The organism is Bradyrhizobium sp. WBOS07 (genome assembly GCF_024585165.1).
Lineage (GTDB): Bacteria > Pseudomonadota > Alphaproteobacteria > Rhizobiales > Xanthobacteraceae > Bradyrhizobium > Bradyrhizobium japonicum_B.
The window spans coordinates 6242863-6269810 of record NZ_CP029008.1; the positions used below are offsets into that span (position 1 = coordinate 6242863).

Annotated in this window: 25 protein-coding genes; 12 read left to right on the plus strand and 13 right to left on the minus strand. The window is 64.1% G+C overall.

Annotation, left to right across the window (positions count from 1 at the left end):
• Positions 1-26 precede the first annotated feature (26 nt).
• From DCM79_RS29570 to DCM79_RS29580, 3 genes are all read right to left on the minus strand, one after another.
• Positions 27-524 carry a tripartite tricarboxylate transporter TctB family protein gene (locus DCM79_RS29570; protein ID WP_257177576.1) on the minus strand — a complete coding sequence of 166 codons (498 nt, stop codon included), beginning with the start codon at positions 522-524 and terminating at the stop codon, positions 27-29.
• An 86-nt stretch (positions 525-610) separates the two neighbouring features.
• On the minus strand, positions 611-1618 hold the full coding sequence (locus DCM79_RS29575) for a Bug family tripartite tricarboxylate transporter substrate binding protein (protein ID WP_373568064.1): 1008 nt from the start codon (positions 1616-1618) through the stop codon (positions 611-613).
• 459 nt (positions 1619-2077) lie between these two features.
• Positions 2078-2215, minus strand: coding sequence for a hypothetical protein (locus tag DCM79_RS29580; RefSeq protein WP_194388353.1), 138 nt, complete (start codon positions 2213-2215; stop codon positions 2078-2080).
• Positions 2216-2521: 306 nt separating this feature from the next.
• On the opposite strand from DCM79_RS29580, the gene DCM79_RS29585 reads away from it, so the two are divergent.
• The gene (locus tag DCM79_RS29585) at positions 2522-3847 is read left to right on the plus strand and encodes an Hsp70 family protein (protein ID WP_257177577.1); all 1326 of its coding nucleotides are present in this window, start codon (positions 2522-2524) and stop codon (positions 3845-3847) included.
• Positions 3848-3886: 39 nt separating this feature from the next.
• Here DCM79_RS29585 and DCM79_RS29590 read toward each other — a convergent pair whose 3' ends face one another.
• From DCM79_RS29590 to DCM79_RS29615, 6 genes are all read right to left on the minus strand, one after another.
• Positions 3887-4312, minus strand: coding sequence for a cytochrome c (locus DCM79_RS29590; RefSeq protein ID WP_257177578.1), 426 nt, complete (start codon positions 4310-4312; stop codon positions 3887-3889).
• 293 nt (positions 4313-4605) lie between these two features.
• On the minus strand, positions 4606-5049 hold the full coding sequence (locus tag DCM79_RS29595; protein ID WP_257177579.1) for an SRPBCC family protein: 444 nt from the start codon (positions 5047-5049) through the stop codon (positions 4606-4608).
• A gap of 130 nt (positions 5050-5179) precedes the next feature.
• Positions 5180-5869, minus strand: a complete 690-nt coding sequence (locus DCM79_RS29600) for a hypothetical protein (RefSeq protein ID WP_257177580.1) — start codon at positions 5867-5869, stop codon at positions 5180-5182.
• Positions 5870-6224: 355 nt separating this feature from the next.
• Positions 6225-7502, minus strand: coding sequence for a formyl-CoA transferase (frc, locus tag DCM79_RS29605; RefSeq protein WP_257177581.1), 1278 nt, complete (start codon positions 7500-7502; stop codon positions 6225-6227).
• 65 nt (positions 7503-7567) lie between these two features.
• Positions 7568-9301: an oxalyl-CoA decarboxylase gene (oxc, locus tag DCM79_RS29610; protein ID WP_257177582.1), complete on the minus strand. Its 1734-nt coding sequence runs from the start codon at positions 9299-9301 to the stop codon at positions 7568-7570.
• A gap of 60 nt (positions 9302-9361) precedes the next feature.
• Positions 9362-10057 (minus strand): GntR family transcriptional regulator, encoded by a 696-nt coding sequence (locus DCM79_RS29615; protein ID WP_167380903.1) that lies wholly within the window; start codon positions 10055-10057, stop codon positions 9362-9364.
• Between the two features lie 351 nt (positions 10058-10408).
• On the opposite strand from DCM79_RS29615, the gene DCM79_RS29620 reads away from it, so the two are divergent.
• The 6 genes from DCM79_RS29620 to DCM79_RS29645 all read left to right on the plus strand — a co-directional run bounded on the left by DCM79_RS29620 (position 10409) and on the right by DCM79_RS29645 (position 17454).
• Positions 10409-12538 carry an acetate--CoA ligase family protein gene (locus tag DCM79_RS29620; RefSeq protein ID WP_257177583.1) on the plus strand — a complete coding sequence of 710 codons (2130 nt, stop codon included), beginning with the start codon at positions 10409-10411 and terminating at the stop codon, positions 12536-12538.
• Positions 12539-12729: 191 nt separating this feature from the next.
• The gene (locus tag DCM79_RS29625) at positions 12730-13572 is read left to right on the plus strand and encodes an IclR family transcriptional regulator (RefSeq protein ID WP_257180886.1); all 843 of its coding nucleotides are present in this window, start codon (positions 12730-12732) and stop codon (positions 13570-13572) included.
• A gap of 108 nt (positions 13573-13680) precedes the next feature.
• Positions 13681-14649, plus strand: coding sequence for a tripartite tricarboxylate transporter substrate binding protein (locus tag DCM79_RS29630; RefSeq protein WP_257177584.1), 969 nt, complete (start codon positions 13681-13683; stop codon positions 14647-14649).
• On the plus strand, positions 14646-15131 hold the full coding sequence (locus tag DCM79_RS29635) for a tripartite tricarboxylate transporter TctB family protein (protein ID WP_257177585.1): 486 nt from the start codon (positions 14646-14648) through the stop codon (positions 15129-15131). Before DCM79_RS29630 ends, DCM79_RS29635 begins: the two co-directional genes overlap by 4 nt.
• Positions 15131-16630, plus strand: coding sequence for a tripartite tricarboxylate transporter permease (locus DCM79_RS29640; RefSeq protein ID WP_257180887.1), 1500 nt, complete (start codon positions 15131-15133; stop codon positions 16628-16630). Before DCM79_RS29635 ends, DCM79_RS29640 begins: the two co-directional genes overlap by 1 nt.
• Positions 16631-16683: 53 nt before the next feature.
• A complete protein-coding gene (locus DCM79_RS29645; RefSeq protein WP_257177586.1) occupies positions 16684-17454 on the plus strand; it encodes an NYN domain-containing protein in 771 nt (256 codons plus the stop codon).
• Between the two features lie 58 nt (positions 17455-17512).
• Here the strand turns inward: DCM79_RS29645 and DCM79_RS29650 are convergent, their stop codons facing one another.
• Entirely contained in the window at positions 17513-18709 is a 1197-nt protein-coding gene (locus tag DCM79_RS29650) for a tetratricopeptide repeat protein (protein ID WP_257177587.1), read from the minus strand.
• A gap of 196 nt (positions 18710-18905) precedes the next feature.
• Between DCM79_RS29650 and DCM79_RS29655 the strand changes: the two genes are divergently transcribed.
• The 5 genes from DCM79_RS29655 (at position 18906) to DCM79_RS29675 (ending at position 25041) form a co-directional block, all read left to right on the plus strand.
• Positions 18906-20708 carry an adenine deaminase C-terminal domain-containing protein gene (locus tag DCM79_RS29655; protein ID WP_257177588.1) on the plus strand — a complete coding sequence of 601 codons (1803 nt, stop codon included), beginning with the start codon at positions 18906-18908 and terminating at the stop codon, positions 20706-20708.
• Positions 20709-20859: 151 nt separating this feature from the next.
• Positions 20860-22650, plus strand: a complete 1791-nt coding sequence (gene gcl, locus DCM79_RS29660; protein ID WP_257177589.1) for a glyoxylate carboligase — start codon at positions 20860-20862, stop codon at positions 22648-22650.
• 10 nt (positions 22651-22660) lie between these two features.
• Complete coding sequence (gene hyi / locus DCM79_RS29665) at positions 22661-23446, plus strand: hydroxypyruvate isomerase (RefSeq protein ID WP_257177590.1); 786 nt, start codon at positions 22661-22663, stop codon at positions 23444-23446.
• A 210-nt stretch (positions 23447-23656) separates the two neighbouring features.
• Entirely contained in the window at positions 23657-24544 is an 888-nt protein-coding gene (locus DCM79_RS29670) for a 2-hydroxy-3-oxopropionate reductase (RefSeq protein ID WP_257177591.1), read from the plus strand.
• A gap of 113 nt (positions 24545-24657) precedes the next feature.
• Entirely contained in the window at positions 24658-25041 is a 384-nt protein-coding gene (locus DCM79_RS29675; RefSeq protein WP_257177592.1) for a DUF1236 domain-containing protein, read from the plus strand.
• 44 nt (positions 25042-25085) lie between these two features.
• On the opposite strand, the gene DCM79_RS29680 is transcribed toward DCM79_RS29675, so the two are convergent.
• The 3 genes from DCM79_RS29680 to DCM79_RS29690 all read right to left on the minus strand — a co-directional run bounded on the left by DCM79_RS29680 (position 25086) and on the right by DCM79_RS29690 (position 26714).
• A complete protein-coding gene (locus tag DCM79_RS29680) occupies positions 25086-25463 on the minus strand; it encodes a VanZ family protein (protein ID WP_257177593.1) in 378 nt (125 codons plus the stop codon).
• Between the two features lie 76 nt (positions 25464-25539).
• On the minus strand, positions 25540-26136 hold the full coding sequence (locus DCM79_RS29685) for a thiamine pyrophosphate-dependent enzyme (protein WP_257177594.1): 597 nt from the start codon (positions 26134-26136) through the stop codon (positions 25540-25542).
• Between the two features lie 8 nt (positions 26137-26144).
• On the minus strand, positions 26145-26714 hold the full coding sequence (locus DCM79_RS29690) for a thiamine pyrophosphate-binding protein (protein ID WP_257177595.1): 570 nt from the start codon (positions 26712-26714) through the stop codon (positions 26145-26147).
• Between the last annotated feature and the right edge of the window lie 234 nt (positions 26715-26948).

Sequence of the window (26948 nt, forward strand, 5' to 3'; positions counted from 1 at the left end):
CAGTGACGGAAATGACGGCTCGGCTCTTACAGGCTGAGCCATTCCTCGAACGGACCCTTGGGAAGCGGGACCAGGAACCAGCGCTCGAAAACGAGATAGGTCAGGACCGGCATGCCGACCGCGATTGCGATGGTGGTCACCCAGCGATAATTGCCGAGCCAGCGCATGAACCAGGCGATGAAGACCATGGAGGCGACGTAGAGGCCGATGAATGGCATCGAGCCGACATAGATCGCGGTCGGCACGACGACGCTCATGACCTGGCGCAGCTGTCCCCATTCGGCGAACAGCCGGCCGTCGTCGTCGCGTTGCGCGTGCCAGAGGTTGATGGCGCTCGCGCCGACGATCGCGGCGCCGATGTAGAAGGGGAAGAAGCCGGCACGCGGGCCCTCCGCGCCCCAGTTGATGCCGGCCTTCAGGCTGCCGAAGATCACGATCAGGCCGAACGCGCCGATCAGCAGCGCCATGCCGATTTCCAGCGTCTTGTGTGCCGGGCCAGATGCGGATCTGGATCGTTCAGTCATGGGACCTCCAGGCAGAATTGCAGTCTTTCGCGGCCGCGGCCGGCGGGAGGGCGATCGGCGCCCTCAGCCGCCGTCGATGTCGCGGGTCAATTCGCGTTTGCGAGGAAGCCGGCTTCCTTCATCAGGGTTTCGTGGCGCTTCTCCTCCGCCTCGACCCACTTGGCGTAGTCGGCGCCCGCCAGGAAGGTCGTGTTGAAGGCGCCGCTCTTCATGAACTCCTGCCATTCCGGCGTGGCGCGGACCTTCTTGAACAGCTCGACGTAATATTCGACCTGGTCCTTCGTGGCCTTGGGCGCCATGAACACGCCGCGCAGCATGAGATATTCCATCGCGAGACCCTGCGACTTGCAGGTCGGAATATCCTTCCAGGCCTTGCCGTCGGCGATCGGCTCGTCATAGGTCATCGGCTGGGCGTCGAAGACGCAGAGCGGACGCAGCTTGCCGCCGCGCCATTGCGCGACCGCCTCGATCGGATTGTTCACGGTCGAGTCGAGGTGATTGCCGACGAGCTGCACCGCGACCTCGCCGCCGCCCTTGTAAGGGATGTAGGTGAACTTCGAGCCGATCGCCTTCTCGATGCCGACCGTGATGATCTGGTCTTCTTGCTTCGAGCCGGTGCCGCCCATCTTGATCGAGCCAGGCGAGGCCTTCTTCACGGCATCGACGTAGTCCTTGACGCTGTTGTACGGCTTCTCGGCATTCACCCAGAGCACGAACTCGTCGAGCGCCAGCATCGCCACCGGCGTCAAGTCTTTCCAGTTGAAAGGAATTCCCGTCGCCAGCGGCGTGGTGAACAGGTTCGACAGCGTGATGATGATCTTGTGCGGATTGTTCGCCGACGTCTTCACGTCGAGGAAGCCTTCGCCGCCCGCGCCGCCAGCCTTGTTGATGACGACCAGCGGCTGCTTCATCAGATTGTGCTTGGTGACGATGCCCTGGATGGTGCGCGCCATCTGATCGGCGCCGCCGCCGGTGCCCGCGGGCACGATGAACTCGACCGGGCGGACCGGCTCCCAGGCTGCACGGCTTGCCGTGCTGCTGGCGCATGACATCGCGATTGCCGCCACAGCGACATTCAGAACGAGTGGCTTCATCTGTTTCTCTCCCTGTCGAACCCTCACCGCAGCCGCTCTTTGTCGGCTTGCGTCAGCCCATCTCAAGTCATGTGCCCGGGGGCAACCTAGCGGTTGATCTCCCAAGTCCCAATCGAAATTCTATGAGCGGGGACAACGCGCGGCATCCAGTCATTTCGGCTAAGGCTAGGCCAGGGGCGCGGCACATCTGTCCCTGGGCCGTGCCTCCGCTGCGTTGAGTCCTCCGCCTGCTACCTTTGATTGTGTAATTGTTTTAGATTGATTGAATGCATGGTATGCGAGATGCCAGTAGACAAACAATCGGCTCGGGGCGGCGCGCAGTGGACTAATTGTCGCAGTTGGGGCCCGGCCGCGGAAGGTGGCGCGAATAGAAAATGGCCCCGGCATGCGGGGCCATTTGATCAAACCTCATGTCTGCGGAGGCTGCCATCCCGTCATTTGACGGGCGGGCGCCGGCCGTTACAGGCCGAAACGCGGCAGATCGCCGTTATGGTTCGAGATCTCGGCGCTTGCCATCAGAAAGCTGTCGATCGCGGCCATCAGGCGGGCGAACAGCGAGGCGGAGGGGGCGAGAGCGACGGAAGCGGTCTTGGACATCGGAATTCCCTTTCTCGAGACGGCCAGTCTTAAGCCAGTCAGTCTTGGCGTCTCATGGCGAACGGGAATTTATGTATACCAGATGCCAGTGTCTACGCTCTTGTTTGCATAGCAGCATTCGATGCACCGCATTGCAGCATAATGCGAGATTGTGGAGCTGGAGGGTGGCCAAATCGTTCGCTCCGAGGCGGGATTCCGATGGAGACGGGCGCCAGGTTCTGACCGCACTGCAGCGGACGGGCCTTGGCAGGGCAAGTCAAAGCCGCTAGTGGTCTGCCCCCTTCCAATCATCTGTCAGAGTGGTTCATGTCGAGCGCCTCACCCGCCGTCTCGATCGGCATCGATTTTGGAACCAGCAATACGGTCGTCGCGCTTGCGGCGGACGATCGCCGGGTCGAGGCCATCCGGTTCGACCACGGCGGACAGCGCCACAGCGTCTACGTGTCGGCGCTGTGCTTCTGGGAGGACCGGCCCGGCGCCGGCGCACAGGCCGAGGGCGGCCCGTGGGCGATCAAGACATTCCTCGAAGGCCGTCACGTCTACCGCTTCCTGCAGTCGTTCAAGACCTTTGCGGCGAGCAGCAGCTTCACCACCACGCAGGTGTTTCGGCAGCGCTTCAAGTTCGAGGACATCCTGGCGGCGTTCCTGCGGACATTGGCGCGCCACGGCGGCGAGAAGTTCGGCTTCGAGACCTCGACCATCACGGTCGGCCGCCCGGTGCGCTTTGCCGGCGGCAATCCCGACGAGGCGCTGGCGATGGAGCGCTACCGCGCCGCGTTCGAGCGCCTGGGCGCCGGCCATGCCCGCTATGTCTACGAGCCCGTGGGCGCGGCGTTCTCGTTTGCCCGCAGGCTGGAGCGCGATGCCACCGTGCTGGTTGCGGATTTCGGCGGCGGCACCAGCGATTTCTCCGTAATGCGCTTCTCGCGCAAAGGCGGTGTCCTTCGTGCCGAGCCGCTCGGCCATGCCGGCATCGGGATCGCCGGCGACACGTTCGATTATAGGATCGTCGACCACGTGGTCTCGCCGCGGCTCGGCAAAGGCTCCAGCTTCCGCTCCTTCGACAAGGTGCTGCCGATCCCGAGCGGCCACTACACCAATCTGGCGCGCTGGCATCAGTTGGCGATGATGAAGAGCAACGGCGATCTGCGCGAGCTCCGGGAGCTCCAGCGCACCGCGCTCAAGCCTGAGCTACTCGAGGACTTCATCACCATCGTCGATCTCGACCTCGGCTTTGCGCTGTACCGCGCGGTGTCCGACGCCAAGGTCGCGCTGTCGGCGCAGGACGAGGTCGACTTCCGTTTCAAAGGCGGCGGCGTCGACATCGGCGCGGCCATCACGCGGAAGAATTTCGAATCCTGGATTGCCGACGACATCGCCCGGTTAGGTGCCACCGTCGACAAGGTGCTGGCCGAAGCCGGCATCGCCGCGCGCGAGATCGAGAGGGTCTTCCTGACCGGCGGCAGCTCGTTCGTGCCGGCCGTGCGAAAGCTGTTCGCCGAACGCTTCGGCAACGAGCGGCTGATGTCGGGCGACCAGTTCGAGTCGATCGCCTACGGGCTTGCGCTGATCGGGCACAGTCCGGATCCGGATCGCTGGACCGCAGGCGGCGGGTTGGCCGCGAAGGCATAGCAGGCGGCGCGCAGCGTCCTTGCGGGAGGCTGTTCGGCGCTATTTCTGCTGAATTCGGTTCAGGTAGTCGATCACCGCGAGAATGCGAGTCCGCACCACGACCTCCGGGTTTTGCTGCGGCCCGGCCTTTTGCCAATAATAGGGATCGACGGCGTGAGGCAGGTTAACGATCGGGTTGAACCGCTCGCCCCAGATCGGCATTTCACGCGTGCCGTGCGCGGGGACCGATTTCGACCCATAGATGGTTTCGTAGACGGCGTTGGTGGGAAACACCCCGTTGTTGTTCTTGGCCAGCATGGTGAGGTCGGACGGCGGGGTCTTGAGCTGGCCGCTGACCGGTCCGTTGCCCTTTGCCTGAGGGCCGTGACAACTCGCGCACGAAGACTGGAATTCGGCCTTGCCAATGTCGACGTCTTCGGCGTGAGCGGAGGCGGCGAAACCGGCGGCAAGACCGGCAATGATCAAGCATTCGACAGCAGATCTCATCATCTCGCCTCCGATCGGCAGGGAAGACTCGTGCTCCTAGCCGCTTCGCCATCTTGATAGTTTGACGCATATCAAGACTGCACACCAGTGCCGTCGCCTGGGCAAAGGCCCGCAGCAGGCGTGCCCGGCATCTTTTGCGGGTTGAGAGAGTGCCGTAGGGTGGGCCAAGGCGCGCTCTTCGCGCGCTGTGCCCACGCGTCTATCGCCGTATCGGAAAGAGCGTGGGAACGGCGCTTTGCGCCTTTGCCCACCCTACGATGCCGCCGTCGTCGCTATTGATTGATCTCCGGCTCGACCAGCTTCGCCAGATTGCGCAGCGATTCCTGCCAGCCGAGATAGCAAGCCTCCGGCGGAATGACGTCGGGAATGCCGGCCTGCGTGATCTCGATCTCGGTGCCGACCGAGACCTTCTTCAGGTTCACGGTCACCTGAATTTCGCCGGGCAGGTTGGGGTCGTCGAACCTGTCGGTGTAGCGCAGGCGTTCGCCGGGGACGAGCTCGACATATTCGCCGCCGAACGAATGGCTGTTGCCCGTGGTGAAATTCCGGAACGACATCTTGAACGTGCCGCCGACCTGCGGCTCGAAATGATGCACGGTGCACGTGAAGCCGTTCGGCGGAAGCCATTTCGCCATCGCATCCGCCTCCAGGAAGGCGCGATAGACCTTCTGGGGGCTGGCGGCGAGAACGCGGTGCAGGCGGACAGTGCTGGGCATGGTTGTTATCCTCTTTGTCTTGATGGGCCCGAGATTGGCGTCTATGGCCCATTCATGTCACGAGGACGACCGGGAAGCCGCCGATCCGACAAGGCGCGGCGGATATTTTCGCGGGTGTTCCGCGGGTCGCCTAGACGGCTGCGACATCCTGCGGCGTCATCGTGAACGCCAGCCCGTAGCGGCCGATGGTCGGATTGTTCTGCGCGCCCAGGGCGCCAAGCGACCCGGGCGAAAGCGGGCCCGCGATCACGGCCTCAACGACATCGGCATCGTAGCCTGACAGCAGCACGATCCAGTCGGCGGCGCCGTCCTTGCCGCGGATCTGCTGTTCGGTGGTGGGCGCGCTCGTCCGCGGGGTATCGGTGCGCAGCAGGTGAGCGCCGGTCAGCCCCGGTTGCTGTGCCAATGTGCCGAGCGTGTTCGCAAGCTGCGCCTGCAAGTCCGCCTCGCGTCCGGCCTGCGGTGACAACCTGATCGTCGCGAGCGAAGTCGCAACGCCACCACCGAAGCTTTCGACGAGGCGGCACTGGCTGCGGATCATGCCGAGATGATGCGGCATCATTTTCGCCGACCACGGCGTCGGCGCGTTGAGCCGGTCGAGATATCCCTTCGAGGTGAGCACCTCATACTCTGCGAGCTCGTAGAGCACGAAGAAACCTTCCGCATCCGTCGTGCTGGTCCAGCGCGATCCGCGCCGGAAGCCGGGAATGCTCATCCGCTCCGGAAAGTGCTCATGCGAATGCCAGTCGCCGAACTCGGCCCGCTGTTCGGCGCGAACGCTCCACCACATCGCGACGGCGGCCTTGCCCAGCAGTGACATGGAGAGCTCCCTTTTCCCGCACTTTGCCTCGACGCCAACGATGACGGCAAGATGTCTACGCCCGACGGGCCGGAGCCGACGTGCCGGCGGGATTCGACCGCCAGGGCTTCATAGCGAGCTCAACGCGGCGGTGGTGCTGTATTTCGGAGGCCGCTCGGAGAGCGCGCCCCTGTTTTGCCCGACGCCTCGGATAGTTTTCGGCGTATCAGAAATCGCGTTTGAAGCCAAGGACTTGGCTACTATGCATGGGGTTGTTTTTCTCACTTTTTTAGTTTGAGCCTGCGACGTTGCGCCTTCCCAAGCAAAAAGGCCGCCCCTGCGGGCGGCCCTTCCGTCTTGGTCGAGACGGTGTCGCTTACTCCGCGGCCTGCTTCTGCGGCGGGTCGAGCGCGCCGGACTTGTGGATCTCGGCGACCTGGTGATCGGAGAAGCCGAGCACCGAGCGCAGGACCTCGTCGGTGTGCTCGCCGAGCAGCGGGGAGCGCTGCACGTTGCTCGGGCTGTCCGACAGCTTGATCGGGTTGCCGACCGAGATGTACTTGCCGCGGGTGGGGTGGTCGACCTCGACCACGGTGCCGGTCGCGCGCAGCGACTGGTCTTCCGCGATCTCCCTCATCGACAGGATCGGGCCGCAGGGGATGTCGTCCTTGTTGAGGATCTCCATCGCCTCGAACTTGGTCTTGGTCATCGTCCACTGCTCGATGCGGGCGAAGATCTCGTTGAGGCGCGGCAGACGGGCGGCCGGCTTGGCGTAGTTCGGATCGGTTTTCCAGGTGGGCTCGCCGATCACGTCGCAGATCTTCTCCCAGACCGGGGCCTGGGTGATGAAGTAGATGTAGGCGTTGGGATCGGTCTCCCAGCCCTTGCACTTCAGGATGCGGCCGGGCTGGCCGCCGCCGGAATCGTTGCCGGCGCGCGGCACGGCGTCGCCGAACGGCACGCCTTCGCCGAACTGGCTGTATTCCTTGAGCGGGCCGTGGGCGAGGCGCTGCTGGTCGCGCAGCTTGACGCGGCAGAGGTTGAGCACGCCGTCCTGCATCGCGGCGGTGACGCGCTGGCCCTTGCCGGTGTTGGTGCGCTGATAGAGCGCGGTGACGATGCCGAGCGCCAGGTGGAGGCCGGTGCCGCTATCGCCGATCTGCGCGCCGGTCACGAGCGGCAGGCCGTCGCGGAAGCCGGTGGTCGAGGCGGCGCCGCCGGTGCACTGCGCGACGTTCTCGTAGACCTTGCAGTCTTCGTACGGACCGGGGCCAAAACCCTTGATCGAGGCGACGATCATCTTCGGGTTGATCGCCTGAATCTTCTCCCAGGGGAAGCCCATGCGGTCGAGCACGCCGGGGCCGAAATTCTCCACCAGCACGTCGCACTTCTTGATCAGCTCGGTGAGGACTTCCTTGCCCTTGGGGTTCTTGGTGTCGAGCGTGATCGAACGCTTGTTGTGGTTGAGCATGGTGAAATACAGGCTGTCCACGTTCGGGATGTCCTGCAGCTGGCCGCGGGTGATGTCACCCACGCCCGGACGTTCCACCTTGATCACGTCGGCGCCGAACCATGCCAGCAGCTGCGTGCAGGTCGGTCCGGACTGGACGTGGGTGAAGTCGAGAATGCGAACGCCCTCAAGCGCTTTGGTCATCGTGTTGCTCCGTACTCTTGTGTCTGCCCCTGCACCCGGCAGGGAATAAGGGTTGAGGGGTGGACTTACTTCTTCTTCTGCAGAACGCTCTGCGGGTTGAGGTTGCCGATGCGGCCGCTCTCCGAGCCTGCGGCCGGATCGATCACGGCGTTGATGAGCGTCGGCTTGCCGGACTTCATCGCGTCGTTCACGGCGCGCTTCAGCTCGTCGGGCGAGGTCGCATTCACGCCGACGCCGCCGAAGGCCTCCATCATCTTGTCGTAGCGCGCGCCCTTGACGAAGACGGTGGTCGCCGGATCGGAATTCGCGCCGTTGACGTCGGTGCCGCGATAGATGCCGTCATTGTTGAAGATGACGACGCAGATCGGCAGATTGTAGCGGCAGATGGTCTCGACCTCCATGCCGGAGAAGCCGAACGCCGAGTCGCCTTCCACCGCCAGCACGGGGTGGCCGGTCTCGAGCGCGGCCGCGATCGCCTGGCCCATGCCGATGCCCATCACGCCCCAGGTGCCGACGTCGAGACGCTTGCGCGGGCGGTACATGTCGATGACGCCGCGGGCGAGGTCGAGCGTGTTGGCGCCTTCGTTGACGAGGATCGCCTCGGGATAGTCCTTGATGACATTCTTCAAGACGCCGAGCGCGCCGTGATAGTCCATCGGCGACTTGTTGTTCATCAGCTTCGGCGCCATCTTGGCGACGTTCTCTTCGCGCTTGGACGAGATCGCCTTGGTCCACTCGGCGGGCGGGGCGGTCCAGCCCGTTGCCATCGCCTGGTTGAAGGCGGAGACGACCGAGCCGATGTCGCCGACCACGGGCGCGACGATCTCGACGTTGGAGTCCATCTCCTTCGGCTCGATGTCGACCTGGATGAACTTCTTCGGCGCTTCGCCCCAGCTCTTGCCCTTGCCGTGCGACAGCAGCCAGTTCAGCCGCGCGCCGATCAGCATGACGACGTCGGAGTCCTTCAGCACGGTCGAGCGGGCTGCGCCGGCGCATTGCGGATGGGTGTCGGGGAGCAGGCCCTTGGCCATGCTCATCGGCAGGAACGGCACGCCGCTCTTCTCGACGAAGCTCTTGATCTCCTCATCCGCCTGGGCGTAGGCCGCGCCCTTGCCCAGGATGATGAGCGGACGCTTGGCGCTCTTGAGCACGTCGAGCGCGCGCTTCACCGAAGCGGGCGAGGGGATCTGCGCGGGCGCAGCATCGATCACCTTGACCAGCGATTTCCGGCCGGCCTCGGCGTTCATCACCTGGCCGAACAGTTTTGCCGGCAGGTCGAGATAGACGCCGCCCGGACGGCCCGAGACCGCGGCGCGGATGGCGCGGGCGAAGCCGATGCCGATGTCCTGGGCGTGCAGCACGCGATAGGCCGCCTTGCACAGCGGCTTTGCGATCGCGAGCTGGTCCATCTCCTCGTAATCGCCCTGCTGAAGGTCGACGATCTCGCGCTCGGAGGAGCCCGAGACCAGGATCATCGGGTAGCAATTGGTGGTGGCGTGCGCGAGCGCGGTGAGACCGTTGAGGAAGCCGGGCGCCGAGACGGTGAGGCAGACGCCGGGTTTCTTGGTGAGATAGCCGGCGATGCCCGCGGCATAGCCCGCGTTCTGCTCGTGGCGGAAGGAGATCACGCGAATACCGGCGGCTTGCGCCATGCGGCCCAAGTCCGTGATCGGGATGCCCGGCACATTATAGATGGTGTTGATGCCGTTCAGCTTGAGCGCGTCGATGACGAGATGGAAGCCATCCGTCAGCTCCTGCTCGGTGCCCGGTGCCTCGGACTTGGTCGCGGTATTCAGCATGGGCCTTGTCTCCCTGGTCTCAAGTGGTGGGGCGAGTTGTTCGCCCTTCTGGTGAATGGTCTAAGTGAAAAGTTCCTGGCCGTGCGCTTCGACATAAGCGGCAAGGCCGAGGGTGTGGTCCCGGGCGCGCTTCTCGGCGAGCTCGGTGTCGCGGGCTTCCAGCGCTTCGATCATCGCAAGATGTTCGGGCAGCGAGGTCGCGGTGCGGTCCTTGCGTCCGATCGTCAATTGGCGATAGCCGCGCACGTGCAGCAGCAGGTCGTTGGTGAGATCGACCAGCACCGGCGATTCCGACAGCGAGATCAGCGCCTGGTGGAAGGCGATGTTGGCGCGCGAATATTCCTCGACATGGTCCTCGGGCAGGCGGTCCTTGCCGAAATCCTTGAAGAAGTCGCGCAGTGCGGTGATGTCCTTCTTGCGCGCGGTGGTGGTGATGAGGCGGGCGGCCATGCTCTCGAGCGCCGCCCAGGCGCGGATCATGTCGACGATCTCGCTCTTGGTCCTGCGCACCACCATGATGCCGCGCCGTGGCACCGTCTTCACAAAACCGTCCTGCTCGAGCATCGCGATCGCTTCGCGGATCGGCGTGCGGCTGACGCCCAGGCGTTCGGACAGCGCGCGCTCGTCGAGCATCACCGGCTCGGGCGTCGAGTAGATGTCCATCTTGAGGATGGCTTCCTTCAAGGCGTCATACGCCTTGTTCTTGAAGCTGCTCTCCGGGGCAATACGAACGATTGCGATGTCTGCCTCGGCCATGTTCGGCAACGCCTTGGTTGGTTTCCGTAGTGACACGACGAATCTCCTCCAGTGGGGAGTCGTCTTTTACAGGAATATTGACAGGAAAGTTTTTGGCATACCACATGCCAGAATGTCAAGGCGGCGATTTTTTGCGGCGTTCTAAGTGATGCAGCAGCTTGACAAGTTGGCTTCTGGCATACCAAATGCCATCGCCAGCCATTTTTGATCCAGGGCGGTGGAGTAATCTCAGGCTTGATGCCGCTCCGGCCCGCGACATGGAACAGAGCGCGGCGAATGGCAAGCATCACGGGCAGCCGCAACCACGCGCGCGCTTTGAAAAGAACGAACTGAGGTCAAGGGAGAAGCCAGATGTCCAATTCCAAAGATGCCGTCCGCAAGGTGCTTGACCAGGTCAAGGCGGACAACCGCACCAGCCTGACGGCCCCGGAAGGCAAGCTGGTCTGCGACGCCTACGGCATTCCGGTGCCGAAGGAGGGCGTGGCCAAGTCGGCGGGTGAAGCCGGCAAGATGGCCTCTTCGATGGGCTTCCCGGTCGTGATGAAGATCGTCTCGCCGGACATTCTCCACAAGACCGAGGCCGGCGGCGTCATCGTCGGCCTCAAGACGGCGGACGAGGCCGAGAAGGCCTACGAGACCATTCTGTCCAACGCCAAGAAGTACAAGGCCGATGCCAAGATCGAAGGCGTCCAGGTGCAGCAGATGCTGGCCGGCGGTACCGAGGTGATCGTCGGCTCGATCACCGACGGCTCGTTCGGCAAGCTGGTGGCCTTCGGCCTCGGCGGCGTGCTGGTCGAGGTGCTCAAGGACATCACCTTCCGCCTCGCGCCGGCGACCAAGGAAGACGCGCTGTCGATGCTCGACGGCATCCAGGCGCATGAGATCCTGAAGGGCGTGCGCGGCGGGGAGCCGGTGAACCGCTCGGCGCTCGCCGACGTCATCGTCAAGGTCTCGCAGCTCGTCACCGATTTCCCTGAGATCGTCGAGCTCGACCTCAATCCGGTATTCGCGACGCCGAAGGGCGCCACCGCCGCCGACGTCCGCATCGTCGTCGACTTCGCCTATGTGCCGAAACCGAAGCCCCGCCCGACCGAGGAGATCGTCGCGGCGATGAACCGCATCATGCAGCCCAAGGCGGTCGCCGTGGTCGGCGCCTCCGCCGAGGACGGCAAGATCGGCAATTCCGTGATGAAGAACCTCATCAACGGCGGCTACAAGGGCGACATCTATCCGATCCATCCCAAGGCCGCCGAGATCCTCGGCTACAAGGCCTATAAGAGCGTCAAGGACGTGCCCGGCGTGATCGACGTCGCGGTGTTCGCGATCCCCGCCAAGTTCGTGGCGGCGGCGCTGACCGAATGCGGCGAGAAGAAAATCCCCGGCGCGGTTTTGATTCCGTCGGGCTTTGCCGAAGCCGGCGCGCCGGAGCTGCAGGCCGAGATCGTCGAGGTCGGCAAGAAGTACGACATCCGCCTGATGGGGCCGAACATCTACGGCTTCTATTATACGCCTGCCAATCTCTGCGCGACCTTCTGCACGGCTTACGACGTCAAGGGTCACGCCGCGCTGTCGTCGCAATCGGGCGGCATCGGCATGGCCATCATCGGCTTCTCGCGTTCGGCGAAAATGGGCGTGTCGGCCATCGTCGGCCTTGGCAACAAGTCCGATATCGACGAGGACGATCTGCTCGCCTTCTTCGAGCAGGATCCGAACACGAACCTGATCGCGCAGCACTGCGAAGACCTCAAGGACGGCCGCGCCTTTGCGGAGGCTGCAAAGCGCGTCTCCAAGAAGAAGCCGGTCGTCGTGCTCAAGGCCGGCCGCACCTCGGCGGGCGCGAAGGCGGCGTCCTCGCACACCGGCGCGCTCGCCGGCAACGACAAGATCTACGAGGACGTTCTGGCACAATCGGGCGTGATCCGGGCCCGCAGCTTGCGGCAATTGCTCGAATTCGCCCGGGGCGTGCCGGTGCTGCCGACGCCGAAGGGCGAGAACGTCCTGATCATCACCGGTGCCGGCGGCTCGGGCGTGCTGCTGTCGGATTCCTGCGTCGACAACGGCCTGTCGCTGATGTCGATGCCGCCGGATCTGGATGCGGCCTTCCGCAAGTTCATCCCGCCGTTTGGTGCTGCCGGAAATCCTGTGGATATCACCGGCGGCGAGCCGCCGATCACCTACGTCAATACCGTGAAGCTCGGCCTGTCGGACGAGCGCATCCATTCGCTGATCCTCGGCTATTGGCACACCATCGTCACCCCGCCGATGGTGTTCGCCCGTAACATGGTCGAGGTGAAGAAAGAGATGGAGGCCAAGGGCTTCGTGAAGCCGATGGTCGCCTCGCTCGCCGGCGACGTCGAGGTCGAGGAAGCCGCCGAATATCTCTACCAGAACGGCATCCCGGCCTACGCGTATTCGACCGAACTTCCGGTCGAGGTGTTGGGTGCCAAGTACAAATGGGCGCGCGGGGCAGGGCTGCTCTGACGATCTTCGCCTCTCCCCGCTTGCGGGGAGAGGCCGGAATTTGCGCAGCAAATTCCGGGTGAGGGGGACTCTCGCGAGTGCAACTGTAACCGTCCCCGCGGAGACTCCCCCTCACCCTGACCCTCTCAGCGCGAGCGAAGCTCGTCGCGGCCCCGCAAGCGGGGCGAGGGAAAGAACGAATGCAGGTCGCGATGAACAAGAACGTGATCCGGCGCAAATCGCTCGAGCCCAAATCGGCTGCGGAGGCCGATCATGAGGTCCGCGACGGCGGTGTGCAGTCCGTCGACCGCGCGCTCTCCATCCTGGAAACGCTGGCCGAGGACGACGAAGGCTACCGCCTCAGCGATCTCGCGATCCGCACCGGCCTGTCGGCCTCGACGGTGCATCGCCTGCTCGCGACGCTGGAAAGCCGTCGCTTCGTGCAGTTCGACCGCGCCGAATCCAAATGGCACGTCGGCTCGCGCGCCTTCACTGTCGGCGCAAGCTTTGCGCGGCGGCGCAACTTCTCGACGCAGGCGATTCCATACTTGCGCAAGCTGCGCGATCTCACCCGCGAGACCGCCAATCTCGCCGTCGTCGACGACGAATTCATCATCGTTCTGACCCGCATGGAGAGCCGCGAGATCATGCGCTCGCTGACCCAGGTCGGCGGCCGTGTCCCCATGGTGACATCGGGCGTCGGCAAGGCGGTGCTCGCGACGTATTCGGACGAGGATGTCGGCGCCGTCATCCGCCATCACGGCATGCCGCGCCTGACCGAGAAGTCGATCGTGCGGCCGAGCGATCTGTTCAAGGAGCTCGAAAGGATCCGCAGGCAGGGTTTTGCGCTCGACGATGAAGAAGCCTGCATGGGCCTGCGCTGCATTGCTGCGGTGGTATACAACGACTGTGCCGAGCCGCTCGCGGCGATTTCCGTCTCCGGCATGACCAGCCGCCTGACCGACGACAGATTGCCGGATGTGGGCCAGATCGTGCGCGAGGTCGCCGGCGAGCTGACCCTCGCGCTGGGTGGGGTGATGCCGACGCCCCGCTAAAGCGCAGGAATCTGGGCGCTGTCGCTGGACAGCATCGGCCGTTTTAGCTGATATGCGACCAAACGACACAATGCGGCAAACGTCCGCATGAGCCTGGAGAGCGTCCTCATGTTCCAATTTTCCGCGCGCCTTGCCGGTGCAGCTGTCGCGCTGACCCTCGCAGCAGCGACGCCATCCCTTGCCCAGCCGCTCGAGCTCAAGCTGATGGCGCCGGCGGCCCCGGGGGGCGGTTGGGACCAGACCGCGCGCTCGATGCAGCAGGCCCTGGTGGCCTCCGGTGTGGCGCGCAGCGTGCAGGTCACCAACGTTCCCGGAGCCGGCGGCAGCGTCGGCATTGCCCAGTTCGTCAATGGTGCCAAGGGCGACGGCAACCAGATGATGGTCAACGGCTTCGTCATGGTGGGTGCGCTCGCCATGAACAAGTCGCCGGTGACGCTGGAACAGGTGACGCCGATCGCGCGCCTCACCGAGGAGATCCAGGTGATCGTGGTGCCCGCAAATTCGCCGATCAAGACGGCGCAGGATCTCGCCGCCGCGGTGAAGGCCGACATCGCCAAAGTGACTTTTGCCGGCGGCTCGGCCGGCGGCGTCGACCATGTGATGGCGGCGCTGTTCGCCGGCGCGGTCGGCGCGGACGCGAAGAAGATCAACTACATCCCGTTCTCCGGCGGCGGCGAGTCGCTCGCCGCGATCCTCGGCGGCAAGGTCACCGCGGGCATCTCGGGCCTCAGCGAATATGAAGGCCAGATCAAGTCCGGCAAGCTGCGCGCGATCGGCGTGACCTCGGAGAAGCGCATCCCGGGCAGCGATATCCCGACCTTTAGGGAGCAAGGCATCGACCTCGTGATCGCCAATTGGCGTTCGGTCGTCGCGCCTCCCGGCATCACGCCGGAGCAGCGCAAGACCTTGAGCGATGCGGTCGAGAAGATGGTGAAGTCGGATGCCTGGAAGGAAATCCTCAAGCAGAAGGGCTGGGATGATGCATATCTCGGCGGCGATGCCTTCGCCGACTTCCTGAAGAAGGAAACCGTGCGGGTCACCGACGTGCTGAAGTCGGTCGGCCTGGTCAAATCATGACCTCGGGCGATCCTGCCCGGCCGCCGCGGCGCGTCGATCGCGCCGGCGTCGTCATCGCTGCGCTGCTCGCAGGTCTCGCCGCCGTGCTGGTCTTTGACGCGCGGGGCCTGTCATCAACCGCGATGTACGGCATGGGGCCGGAGGCGATGCCGGTCGTGGTCGCCAGCGGCCTTGGGCTGCTCGCGATCGGCAATTTGATCGACGCGTTGCGCGGCCATCTGCCCGCGCGCGAGAGCGCCGATCCGGTTCCGGTGCTTCTGATCCTGGTCGGTCTGGCGCTGCTGATCGCCATCATCGGCTTTGGCGGCGGCTTCATCCTGGCGACCTCGGCGCTGTTCGTGACGACATCGGCGGCGTTCGGGCGCCGCGCCATCCTCGTCGACAGCATCATCGCGCTGGTGATGTCGACGCTCATCTATCTCGCGTTCGACCGGCTATTGACGCTGAGCCTGCCGGCCGGCCCGCTGGAGCGTTTGCTGTGATGGACACTTTTGCGGCGCTGGCTCACGGCATGGCGGTTGCCGTCCAGCCGATGAACCTGCTCTATGCGCTGATCGGCGTGTTCCTCGGCACCGCCGTCGGCGTGCTGCCCGGCATCGGTCCGGCGCTGACGGTGGCGCTGCTGCTGCCGGTCACCTACAAGCTCGATCCCGGCGGCTCGCTGATCATGTTCGCCGGCATCTATTACGGCGGCATGTATGGCGGCTCGACCACCGCGATCCTGATCAACACGCCCGGCGAAAGCGCTTCGATGGCGACCGCGCTCGAAGGCAACAAGATGGCCAAGGCCGGCCGCGGCGGGCCGGCGCTCGCGACCTCCGCGATCGGCTCGTTCGTGGCCGGCACCATCGCCACCATCGGGCTTGCGTTTCTGGCGCCGTGGCTGGTCGATTTCGCCGTGCGCTTCGGCCCCGAGGACTATTTCGCGCTGATGTGCGTCGCCTTCGTCACGGTGTCGGCGACCTTCGGCGATTCCCCGATCCGCGGCCTGACCAGCCTGTTCATCGGCCTGACGCTGGGTCTCGTCGGCATCGACAAGCTGACCGGGCAGGCGCGGCTCGCGTTCGGCGTGCCTGAGCTGCTCGACGGCGTCGAGGTGACGACGCTTGCGGTCGGCCTGTTCGCGGTCGGCGAGGCGCTCTACGTCGCATCCCGCCGCCACCACAGCGAGGAGAAGCTGGAGCCGGTGCGCGGCTCGCTGTGGATGACGAAAGAAGACTGGAAGCGCTCGTGGAAGCCTTGGCTGCGCGGCACCATGTTCGGTTTTCCGATCGGCGCGCTGCCCGCGGGCGGCGCGGAGATCCCGACCTTCCTGTCCTATTCGACCGAGAAGCGTCTCACCAAACATCCCGAAGAATTCGGCAAGGGCGCGATCGAAGGCGTCGCGGGGCCGGAAGCCGCCAACAACGCCTCTGCTGCCGGCACGCTGGTGCCGTTGTTGACGCTGGGCCTGCCGACCTCGGCGACGGCCGCGATGATGCTGGCGGGCTTCCAGCAATACGGCCTCAACCCGGGGCCGCTGCTGTTCGCCGAGCGACCCGATCTGGTGTGGGGTCTGATCGCGAGCCTCTTCATCGCCAACTGCATGCTGCTGGTGCTCAATTTGCCGCTGGTCGGACTGTGGGTGCGCCTGCTCGCGATTCCGCAGCCCTGGCTCTATGCCGGCATCCTCGTCTTCGCGACCATGGGCACCATCGCCGCCAAGCCGTCGGTGGTGGAATTGTCGATGCTATCAGGCTTCGGCGTGCTCGGCTTTTTGATGCGCCGGTTCGATTTTCCAATCGCGCCCGTGGTCGTCGGCCTGATCCTCGGCCCGATCGCCGAAAGCCAGCTGCGCCGCGCGCTCGCGATCAGCCTCGGCGATCCCATGACGCTGGTTCAGAGCCCGATCTCGGCGACGCTGCTTGCCGTCGCGCTGATCGCGCTGCTGGCGCCCTTCGTCCTGAAGGGGCTGGGGCGGTTCAAGGCGAACGAGGATTAGTCGTTTCGACGCACGCATCGCTTGATGCTGCGTCCATCTCGTGGGGACACCTCATGCCGTCGGAAGTTCGTTCGCCTCGTCTTGCTGTCCTGATCGACGCCGACAATGCCTCCGCGAAAATCGCGGATGGACTGTTCGAGGAAATTGCCAAGATCGGTGAGGCCAGTGTTCGTCGCATCTACGGCGATTTCTCCAATGCCCGATCCAAGGCCTGGGCGGATATCCTTTCGAAGCATGCCATCATCCCGCAACAGCAGTTCGCCTATACGACCGGAAAGAATGCATCAGACATCACGCTGGTTATCGACGCGATGGACCTGCTTCACAGTGGCCGGTTCGATGGCTTCTGCCTGGTGTCATCCGACAGCGACTTCACCCGTCTGGCCGCCCGCATCCGGGAGCAGGGCATCGATGTCTTTGGCTTCGGCGAGCAGAAGACGCCGGAGAGCTTTCGGCAGGCCTGTCGCAGATTCGTCTATACAGAGAATCTGCGCGGCGGTACCGCGAACAACCAAGATTCCGCTTCCAAGCCGCAGCCGCTCCAGCCGCCGGATGTAGCCACTCCCACGATCAAGAAGGCCATTGCCCAGATGGAGAGCGAGGACGGCTGGGTCGATCTCGGCGAAATGGGAAAACGACTTATCGCGCTGGCGCCCGATTTCGATTCCAGGACCTTTGGTTCGCGCAAGCTGAGCGACCTCGTGCGGAAGACGAATGCCTTCGAACTTGAGGAGCAACCGAAAGGCGGATCGGTGCGAATTCGGGTCAAGGCTACCGCCGAACCGCCGCGGAGACGGCGGAACTCGCGCCAAGGACGGGTTTAGGGAATGACGAAACTGCAATGACACGTCCCCGGCCGACCTGGCATCCATGAGGTCTGTGTCAGTTGAGTCCGTATCGCGCCATGTAATCTGACACATTCGGTCTAATGGCTTGTGCCGCTGCAAGATCGGCTTCACTGCCAGCGATGTCGCCCTTGCGGCGCCTGGCGATCGCACGCCCGTACAGCGAGACGGCAAGTCGCGGGTCAATGCGGAGTGCAGCGTCATAGTCGGCCAGGGAATCGTCGAGCGCTCCCTTCAAAAGCGAAGAAAGGGCGCGGCTATCGAGAATTAAGGCATCGCGAGGTCGTATCTGCAAGGCGTCATTGCAATCGGCGAGGGCCTCGTCAAAGGCGCCCGCGATCGAACGGACGATGCAGCGGCCATTCAGCGCCCGGGCATTTCGGGGCTCGAGTTTCAGCGCCTGGCTGAGGTCCTGAATGGCGCGATCGTAGTCTCGTTTTCCTCGATAAGAGTAAGCCCGACGTATGAAGACGACCGCATTTCCGGGGGACGGATCGAGTTCAATCGCCCTATCGTAATCGGCCAGAGCAAGATCGCGCCAACCCTTCAGCTCGTAGGCAAGAGCCCTTGCATTGAAGCCGGCCGGACACAAGGGATCCAATTTGATCGACTGGTCGATATCTTCGATCGCCCGGTCATACTCTCGCATATCCAAGAAGGCAGAACCCCGAAGTAGGTAGCCGCGAGCATTGCCGGGATAGAGCTTGATAGCTTCGCCGAAGTCCACGATGGCACGGTCAAATTCGCTCATGTTCGTGTAGAGCGCCCCCCGCTCGAGAAAGGCAACGGATGAACTGGGGTCCAGTCTGATGGCGTGATCGAGGTCGTCCCTGGCCTCGCTTAACTGGTGGTTCGCTGCACGGGCAGCACCCCGCTCGGCATAGAACCGCGGGTTTTCCGGATTGAGCTTGATGGCTTGCTCAATCTGTTCGATGGCTCGGTCGTAGTCACCTGTGAACTTGAACCGCGTGGCAGCCAAGATGAAGGTGTAGCCCTTCTTGCTCTCGGGCGACGTCTTTCGAATTTCTCCGAGCGCCTCGCTCGGCGGAACACGACAGGCCGAAAGGATCCTGGCTGAGGGTGAATCTTCCGCTCGCGCGAGATCTCCATCAACGCTGAAGGTGATGAGCTGTGTCGTCAAGCTGAATGCCGCTGCTAACGCCAAACTGGTCAGAGAACTTGTTCTGAAAATAGAAGAAACATCATCACCGGAGTGTTCTTGCTGCAGCTTCATGTAATAGCTTCAGTATTTGGCAGAACTTCGTTTCTCGATTCCACAATACAATGATTGCATGCAGGGCTTCTATCCATCAACTTTGGGAGCAGGGAGGCCTCTTGCCCAATGCGCAAGCAGGCGTACTGTTTAATGCTCTTGCCCCGCTTGGAGAGCGGCGCGAGCATTGCCAAGCCCACAGCTAGCGAGGGTCCTGATGACCAAGCTCACCCGTTTTTCCGTCGCGCCGCTGCACAGCATGACGCGCCGCCTCGCCGACGTCGCTTCCGCGCGCCTTGCGCCCGATCTCGTCGTCACTGGCGCCCGGGTGCTTTCGACCTATTCGGAGCGCATCCACGCGAACCGCGAGATCTGGATCGCCGGCGGCCGCATCGCCGCCGTGAAGCCGAGCGGAGCAGCGAAGAAGGCGTGGAGCGGCGTCGCGACCTATGATGCCGCCGGCGGTATCATAGCGCCGGGTCTGGTCGATCCGCACATCCACATCGAATCCTCGATGGTGACGGCCTGCGCCTATGCCGAGGCCGCGCTGCTCAACGGCACCACCACGATCTTCTGCGATAGCCACGAGATCGGCAACGTCATGGATGTCGCCGGCGTCGAGGCGATGCTGGAGGACGCGCGCGAGGCGCCGCTCTCGATTTTCTTGACGGTGCCTTCGACCGTTCCTGCGACATCGGCTGAACTCGAGACGGCCGGCGGTGATCTCACGCCGGACAAGATCGCAGGTCTGTTCGATCGCTGGCCCGAAGCCGTGGCGCTCGGCGAGAAGATGGACTTCGTGCCGGTGACGATGGGCGACGAGCGCAGCCATGCGATCCTCGCGGCCGCCCTGAAGCGTGGACGTCCGGTGTCCGGCCATGTCTACGGGCGCGAATTCGTGGCGGCTTATGCTGCGAGTGGCGTCACCGACACGCATGAAGCGATCGACCGCGACATCGCCGACGATCTGCTCGATGCCGGCGTCTGGGTGTTCCTGCGCGGCGGGCCGCCGACGACGCCCTGGCATTCGCTGCCGCAGGCGATCCGGACCATCACCGAGCTCGGGGCCTCGCACAAGCGCACGGCGGTCTGCACCGACGACCGCGACGCCGACGATTTGCTGCTGTTCGGCCTCGACTGGGTGGTGCGCGAAGCCGTGAAGGCGGGGATGTCGCCGGAGCAGGCCTGGTCAATGGGCTCGCTGCATGGGGCGACGCGCTTCGGCATGGATGACGACATCGGCGGGCTCGGCGGCGGCCGCCGCGCCGATCTCGTGCTGATGGATGATCAGCTGAAGCCGCAATGCACCTGGTATGGCGGTGAGCTCGTAGTCGAGCATGGCAAGATCACGTCGCGTCTCGATCAGGCATTGTCGCAGCGCTATCAATATCCGAAGGCTGCTTACGCCACCGTCAAACTGCCGGAGACGATGAAGCTGACGCCAGAGCTGCCGGCGAAGGCCTGCACCGTCAATGCGATCAAGACGGCGCTGCCGGGCATTACGCTGATCCACGAGAAGGTCGCGATCGAGCCCGCGAAGGACTGGCCGTCGCTGTTCGCGCGGTACGGCCTGTGCTTTGTCACTGTTGTCGAGCGTCACGGCAAATCGGCCGGCAACGTTGCCCATGGCCTGCTGAAGGATTTTGGCCTCAAGCGCGGCGCAGTCGCCTCCAGCGTCGGCCACGACAGCCACAATATCATCGTCGCCGGCACCAACGAGGGCGACATGCAAGTTGCCATTGCGGCCATCAAGGAGCAGCAGGGCGGGGTTTGCGTCGTCGCGGACGGCGAGGTGAGGGCGCTGGTTCCGCTGCCGATCGCGGGCCTGCTGTCCGACAAGCGCGTCACAGCGGTGGCCGACGAGGTCAAGGCGTTGAAGACGGAATGGGCCGAGGCCGGCTGCATCATCCCCTACATGGGCTTCAATTTGATTCCGCTATCGGTCATTCCGGAAATTCGCATCACCGACAAGGGCCTCGTGCTGGTGCCGCAGATGGAGCTGGCGCCGCTGTTCGAGTGAGCCGCTTTCACGCATTCCTGTATCTAACCGATTGAGCTTGCCGCAAAATCTCTGCGGCTGCCGCATCGTGGAAAATAAAATCGATCTCGTTGAGATCGGCTCCCGCGCAACCGATGATCTCGCTCGCTGACTGAACCAAGCGAGGTCCGATATGGCGAAAATGCGAGCCGTCGATGCAGCCGTTCGAATTCTGGAGAGAGAGGGCATCTCGACCGCTTTCGGAGTTCCCGGGGCTGCGATCAATCCGCTGTACTCGGCGCTGAAGAAGCGCGGCTCGATCCACCATATTCTGGCACGACACGTCGAGGGCGCTTCGCACATGGCGGAGGGCTATACCCGCGCCAAGGCCGGCAACATCGGCGTCTGCATCGGAACCTCGGGGCCGGCGGGCACCGACATGATCACCGGGCTGTATTCGGCGATCGCCGATTCCATCCCGATCCTCTGCATCACGGGACAAGCGCCGCGGGCGCGGCTCTACAAGGAGGATTTTCAGGCGGTCGACATCGAGTCGATCGCAAAGCCGGTGACCAAATGGGCGGTGACGGTGCGGGAGCCGGCGCTGGTGCCACGGGTGTTCAGCCAGGCGTTTCATGTGATGCGCTCAGGTCGGCCGGGGCCGGTGCTGATCGACATGCCGCTCGACGTGCAGCTCGCCGAGATCGAGTTCGACGACGAGACCTATGAGCCGCTGCCGGTCTACAAGCCCACTGCCACGCGCAAGCAGGTCGAGAAGGCGCTGGAGATGCTCAACGCGGCCGAACGGCCGCTGATCGTCGCGGGCGGCGGCATCATCAACGCCGATGCATCGGACCTGCTGGTGGAATTCGCCGAGATCGCCAACGTGCCCGTCGTGCCGACGTTGATGGGGTGGGGCGCGATCCCCGACGATCACGTGCTGATGGCCGGCATGGTCGGGCTTCAGACCAGCCACCGCTACGGCAATGCCACCATGCTGGAATCCGACTTCGTGCTCGGTATCGGCAATCGCTGGGCCAATCGCCACACCGGATCGGTCGAGACCTACACCAAAGATCGCAAATTCGTGCATGTCGACATCGAGCCGACGCAGATCGGGCGCGTGTTCAATCCCGATCTCGGCATCGTCTCGGACGCGAAGGCCGCGCTCGAGCTGTTCGTCACCGTCGCCAGGGAGTGGCGGCGGGCGGGCAGGCTCCGCGAGCGCCAGGCTTGGCCCGCTTCCTGCCGCGATCGCAAGAAGACGATGCTGCGTAAGAGTCATTTCGACAACGTGCCGATCAAGCCGCAGCGCGTCTACGAGGAGATGACCAAGGCCTTTGGTCGCGACACCTGCTACGTCACCGTGATCGGTCTGTCGCAGATCGCCGGCGCGCAATTTCTGGGCGTCTATCGCCCACGCAACTGGATCAATGCGGGGCAGGCCGGGCCGCTCGGCTGGACCTTGCCCGCCGCGCTCGGCGTGCGCGCGGCCTGCCCGGATCGCGACATCGTCGCGCTGTCGGGCGACTACGACTTCCAGTTCCTGATCGAGGAGCTCGCGGTCGGTGCGCAGTTCAATTTGCCCTACATCCACGTCGTCGTGAACAATTCCTATCTCGGCCTGATCCGGCAGGCCCAGCGCGGCTTCGAGATGGACTATCACGTCCAGCTCTCCTTCGAGAACATCAACGCGCCCGAGATCGGCGTCTACGGCGTCGATCACGTCGCGGTCGCCGAGGGCCTCGGCTGCAAGGCGATCCGCGTCATCGATCCGAAGGACGCACAGGCCGCATTCGCGACCGCGCGCGAATTGATGGCCAAGCACCGCGTACCTGTCGTGGTCGAGTTCATCCTCGAACGCGTCACCAACATCGCCATGGGCACCGAGATCGACAACATCGTCGAGTTCGAGGAGGTGCTGGACCTGCCGCTCGACGAAGTCGGGACCGTCAGGCCCGGCGTGCTGCAGCCGGCGGAATAGGGAGAGCATCATGCCCAAATTCGCCGCGAACCTCACCATGCTGTTCAACGAGATGCCGTTCCTCGACCGCTTCGCAGCGGCGAAGGCGGCGGGCTTCTCCGGGGTCGAATATCTCTTTCCCTACGATTTCGACAAGGCGCAGCTGCGCGAGCAGCTCGAAGCCCATGGCCTGACGCAGGTGCTGCATAATCTGCCGGCCGGAAACTGGGCGGGCGGCGAGCGCGGCATCGCGATCCTGCCCGATCGCACCGCCGAGTTCCGTGACGGCGTGTTTCGCGCCATCGACTATGCTAGGGCGATCGACTGCGAGCAGCTCAACTGCCTCGTGGGCATCGCGCCTGTCGATGCTGATCCGCGCGAGCTGAACGAGACGCTGGTCGGAAATCTGCGCTTTGCCGCCTCGACGCTGGCCCGCGAGAACATCAAGCTGCTGGTCGAGCCGATCAACACGCTCGATATTCCCGGCTTCTTCCTCAACGGCACCGAGCAGGCGATGCAGCTGATCTCGGAGGTGCGGTCGAACAACCTTTTCATCCAGTACGACATCTACCACATGCAGATCATGGAGGGCGATCTCGCCCGCACCATGCAGGAATATCTGCCCGAGATCGCCCATATCCAGCTCGCCGACAATCCCGGCCGGCACGAGCCGGGCACCGGAGAGATCAACTATCCCTTCCTGTTCCGTCACCTCGACGCGATCGGCTATCGCGGCTGGATCGGCTGCGAATACAAGCCGCGCACCACGACGCTGGAAGGCCTGTCCTGGCACGCCGCGCAGACATTTGAGACCTGAATGCAGCCATGACGACGGTGCGCTCCCTCTCCCGCGTGCGGGAGAGGGCGGGGGAGAGGGTATCTCCGCGACGGGAATTTCTTAGGTGCGCCGAGAAAATCCCCCAGCGGAGAAAGCCCTCACCCGGCGCTTCGCGCCGACCTCTCCCGCACGCGGGAGAGGTGCACCGAACCCGCGGATCGATTTCGCTGTAATGATAGAGGATTTGTTATGATCGACATCGGCTTCATCGGACTTGGCACCATGGGACGGCCGATGGCCGGCCACCTCCTGGCGGCGGGCCATCGCGTTCTCCTGCATGACGTCGCGCCCGTTGCGCCGGAGCTGATCGCGGCCGGCGGCATTCCCTGCATGTCCGGCAAGGAGGTCGCGGAGGAGGCGGATGCGGTGATCATCATGGTGCCTGACACCCCGCATGTGGAGGCCGTGCTGTTCGGCCAGGACGGGGTCGCCAGCGGGATCTCCAAGGGCAAGATCGTGGTCGACATGAGCTCGATCTCGCCGCTGGCGACGAAGGAGTTCGCGAAGAAGATCGAAGCGCTGGGTGCCGACTATATCGACGCGCCGGTGTCGGGCGGGGAGGTCGGGGCCAAGGCAGCGAGCCTCACCATCATGATCGGCGGCCCGGAGCGGGCTTTCGTCACCATGAAGCCGGTCTTCGACAAGATGGGCAGAAACGTCACCCGCGTCGGCGGCAACGGCGACGGGCAGACCACCAAGGTCGCCAACCAGATCATCGTCGCGCTGACGATCGGGGCCGTGAGCGAGGCGCTGTTGTTTGCGTCGAAAGCCGGCGCCGATCCGGCGCTGGTGCGGCAGGCGCTGATGGGCGGCTTTGCCTCCTCACGGATTCTCGAAGTGCACGGCGAGCGGATGGTGAAGCGCAATTTCGATCCCGGCTTCCGCATCGAGTTGCACCAGAAGGATCTCAATCTCGCGCTCGAGGGCGCGCGCTCGCTTGGCCTGTCGCTGCCGAGCACGGCGGTGGCGCAGCAATTGTTCTCGGCCTGCACCGCCCATGGCGGCAAGGGCTGGGATCATTCGGCGATGGTGCGGGCGCTGGAACTGATGGCTGGCCACGAGATCGCCGCTGCCTGAACTGTTACGCGGTAACAGTCTCCAGATCTGGCGTCTCTTTCGCCGCAGGGAACTGGAACAACGGTCCGGCCCCGCGGTTGAAGGCGCATAGCAATCACTGGAGGCTAAAGATCATGAAGACCCGTCTTGCGATTACGTTGGCTGCCGCTTCGTTGCTGGCGTCGAGCGCGGCCTTTGCCCAGTCGACGACCGAACAAGGCGCCAGGGACGGCGCGCGTGCAGGTGGTGAAATCGGCGGACCGATCGGCGCGATGGTTGGCGGCACCGTCGGTGCAGCCGTTGGCGCCGGCCTCGAAATTCCGAACGCGGTGCTGGGCGGAATCCCGCGCAACGATTCCGTGGTGATCCAGGAGCGCGTCGTGGTCGGGGAGCCCTTGCCGCCGACCGTGGTGCTCCGTCCCGTGCCGAACTATACCGAGTATCGCTATGCTGTCGTGAACGACCGCCGGGTGATCGTCGAGCCGCGCACGCGCCGCGTGGTCAAGATCATCGACTGATCGGCAACAATCCTATGAGTTGAAAGAATGGGCCCTGCGGAGCGTCACTCCGCGGGGCCTTCGCTTGTCGCGACGGGTCTTGCGCGAAAGCGCATGAGCAGCCAATCGACCGCGGCCGCGAGCGCAAAGCCGATGCAGGCGGTGAGCGCGTCGACCAGGAAATCCTCCAGCCGGGCGTGGCGGCCGGGTGCCCAAAATTGCATCAGCTCGAGCACGGCGATCAGGACCACGGCGGCCGCCGCGATCAGCAGGCGCCGGCGCGGGTAGGCAAGTCCGAAGGCCAGCCCCACCAGGATGAATGCGAGTGCATGTTCGCCGTCTTGGCCGAGGTCGGAATGAGGCCGCAGGCCGGGGGGACCGAGTGTGGCGAAAGTCACGGCGGCTGCGAGCAGCCAGGCAAATGAACGTACCAAAATAGACATTCGCTCCGCTTAGCACACATGGCAGCGGGCCGGTACCTTCCATCCATCAGATCGGCGTGTAGTTAATGACCAAACGTTAAAGTGGCTCGCGCACGCCGAGCCCGTGCATGAAGCGTTCCCGGATCTGCACGGGATCACGCCTCGTGGTTCCGACCCCGGGCTTGTCGTCGATCCGGACGGCGACCAGGTGTGGCTCGGCGGCGGACATCGCCGCATCGAGCAGCCGTTCGAAATCCTCCTCGTCCGCCGCCCAGGCGCTGTTGGCAAGGCCGGAGCCGATGGCGATGGCCACGATGTCGGCGACGCCTGCCGCGGGTGTCGGTTGGGCGCCGGTGATTTGGTAGATGCCGTTGTCCATCACGATCATGACGAGGTTCTTCGGCTTCAATGTCGCAATGGTCGAGAGCGCGCCGAGCTGCATCAAGAGCGAGCCGTCGCCTTCGAGTGCGAAGACGCGCCGATCCGGCTGCGCCAGCGCCACGCCCAGCGCGATCGGAAAGGCGAGCCCCATGCTGCCCAGCATGTAGAAATTCTGCGGACGGTGGCCGGCGGCCCAGAGGTCGAAATTGGTGTTGCCGATGCCGCCGATCACGGCTTCCTCGCGCTGGAGCTTTGCGATCAGCCGCGAGGTCACATCGAAGCGGCTCATGACCTTGGTGTTGCGCGTATTCATGGTGGCGCTCACTTGTCGAAAACCTTGCCGCCGGTGAGCAGCGGGTTGAGGATCAGCGCCACCGGCGCCTGCGTGGTGACAGCCTGCTTGATCGAGCGGTCGGAGATGAATTCGAGCTCGTCGAGCCGGGTGATGGTGTGATGCTCGAGCGCCAATGAATCCAGCACCGGCCGCATGGTGCGGCAGACCAGCGATTGCCCGTAATTGAACTCGCCGAGCGTGCCGCGTTCGGACACGAACATGATCAGGGGGATCTGGTAGGGCACCGCGAGCGAGGCCAGCACGTTGGCGAGCGTCGCGAAGCCGGAAGTCTGCATCAGCACCGCGCCGCGCCGGCCGCCCATCCAGGCGCCCGAAACGATCCCGACCGCCTCCTCTTCGCGCGCGGTGGCAAAGGTGGTGAAGAACGGATCGGCGTGCAGGTTCTTGATCAATGGAGTCAGCACGCGGTCGGGCACGTAAGGGACGAGGCTGATCTCGTTTCGTTTCAGGGTTTGCAGGACGATGCCGTGCCAGCTCCCGTCGCTGGCCCCCTGTGCCGCCTGAGGAGGCGAAGTCCGCTGTTCCGCAATCGCCATGGCGATCTCCCTCGCGCCGCGCCTGCTTCTTGGTCTTTGCCATCGCCTTTGCGTTGGCCGTCGCGGCAGTCTGCCGAACTTGACGGAGCGGGCGGGATTGTCAACATGTCCGGGCCGGCACCGTGATCTGCGCCAGACCGCCTGCCGTGGCCGGCACCGCCGTGTCATAAGCGGCGACGATTGGAAAATGGGAGGGAGGCAGGGACGGGCGCATCGCGCTGACCTTGCGCAGCC

Excerpts from the sequence above, each read along its gene's own strand:
- DCM79_RS29570 (WP_257177576.1), bottom strand. The coding sequence starts at position 524 with ATGACTGAACGATCCAGATCCGCATCTGGCCCGGCACACAAGACGCTG.
- DCM79_RS29575 (WP_373568064.1), bottom strand. The coding sequence starts at position 1,618 with ATGAAGCCACTCGTTCTGAATGTCGCTGTGGCGGCAATCGCGATGTCA.
- DCM79_RS29580 (WP_194388353.1), bottom strand. The coding sequence starts at position 2,215 with ATGTCCAAGACCGCTTCCGTCGCTCTCGCCCCCTCCGCCTCGCTGTTC.
- DCM79_RS29585 (WP_257177577.1), top strand. The coding sequence starts at position 2,522 with ATGTCGAGCGCCTCACCCGCCGTCTCGATCGGCATCGATTTTGGAACC.
- DCM79_RS29595 (WP_257177579.1), bottom strand. The coding sequence starts at position 5,049 with ATGCCCAGCACTGTCCGCCTGCACCGCGTTCTCGCCGCCAGCCCCCAG.
- DCM79_RS29600 (WP_257177580.1), bottom strand. The coding sequence starts at position 5,869 with ATGTCACTGCTGGGCAAGGCCGCCGTCGCGATGTGGTGGAGCGTTCGC.
- frc (WP_257177581.1), bottom strand. The coding sequence starts at position 7,502 with ATGACCAAAGCGCTTGAGGGCGTTCGCATTCTCGACTTCACCCACGTC.
- oxc (WP_257177582.1), bottom strand. The coding sequence starts at position 9,301 with ATGCTGAATACCGCGACCAAGTCCGAGGCACCGGGCACCGAGCAGGAG.
- DCM79_RS29615 (WP_167380903.1), bottom strand. The coding sequence starts at position 10,057 with ATGGCCGAGGCAGACATCGCAATCGTTCGTATTGCCCCGGAGAGCAGC.
- DCM79_RS29620 (WP_257177583.1), top strand. The coding sequence starts at position 10,409 with ATGTCCAATTCCAAAGATGCCGTCCGCAAGGTGCTTGACCAGGTCAAG.
- DCM79_RS29625 (WP_257180886.1), top strand. The coding sequence starts at position 12,730 with ATGAACAAGAACGTGATCCGGCGCAAATCGCTCGAGCCCAAATCGGCT.
- DCM79_RS29630 (WP_257177584.1), top strand. The coding sequence starts at position 13,681 with ATGTTCCAATTTTCCGCGCGCCTTGCCGGTGCAGCTGTCGCGCTGACC.
- DCM79_RS29635 (WP_257177585.1), top strand. The coding sequence starts at position 14,646 with ATGACCTCGGGCGATCCTGCCCGGCCGCCGCGGCGCGTCGATCGCGCC.
- DCM79_RS29640 (WP_257180887.1), top strand. The coding sequence starts at position 15,131 with ATGGACACTTTTGCGGCGCTGGCTCACGGCATGGCGGTTGCCGTCCAG.
- DCM79_RS29645 (WP_257177586.1), top strand. The coding sequence starts at position 16,684 with ATGCCGTCGGAAGTTCGTTCGCCTCGTCTTGCTGTCCTGATCGACGCC.
- DCM79_RS29650 (WP_257177587.1), bottom strand. The coding sequence starts at position 18,709 with ATGAAGCTGCAGCAAGAACACTCCGGTGATGATGTTTCTTCTATTTTC.
- DCM79_RS29655 (WP_257177588.1), top strand. The coding sequence starts at position 18,906 with ATGACCAAGCTCACCCGTTTTTCCGTCGCGCCGCTGCACAGCATGACG.
- gcl (WP_257177589.1), top strand. The coding sequence starts at position 20,860 with ATGGCGAAAATGCGAGCCGTCGATGCAGCCGTTCGAATTCTGGAGAGA.
- hyi (WP_257177590.1), top strand. The coding sequence starts at position 22,661 with ATGCCCAAATTCGCCGCGAACCTCACCATGCTGTTCAACGAGATGCCG.
- DCM79_RS29670 (WP_257177591.1), top strand. The coding sequence starts at position 23,657 with ATGATCGACATCGGCTTCATCGGACTTGGCACCATGGGACGGCCGATG.
- DCM79_RS29675 (WP_257177592.1), top strand. The coding sequence starts at position 24,658 with ATGAAGACCCGTCTTGCGATTACGTTGGCTGCCGCTTCGTTGCTGGCG.
- DCM79_RS29680 (WP_257177593.1), bottom strand. The coding sequence starts at position 25,463 with ATGTCTATTTTGGTACGTTCATTTGCCTGGCTGCTCGCAGCCGCCGTG.
- DCM79_RS29685 (WP_257177594.1), bottom strand. The coding sequence starts at position 26,136 with ATGAATACGCGCAACACCAAGGTCATGAGCCGCTTCGATGTGACCTCG.
- DCM79_RS29690 (WP_257177595.1), bottom strand. The coding sequence starts at position 26,714 with ATGGCGATTGCGGAACAGCGGACTTCGCCTCCTCAGGCGGCACAGGGG.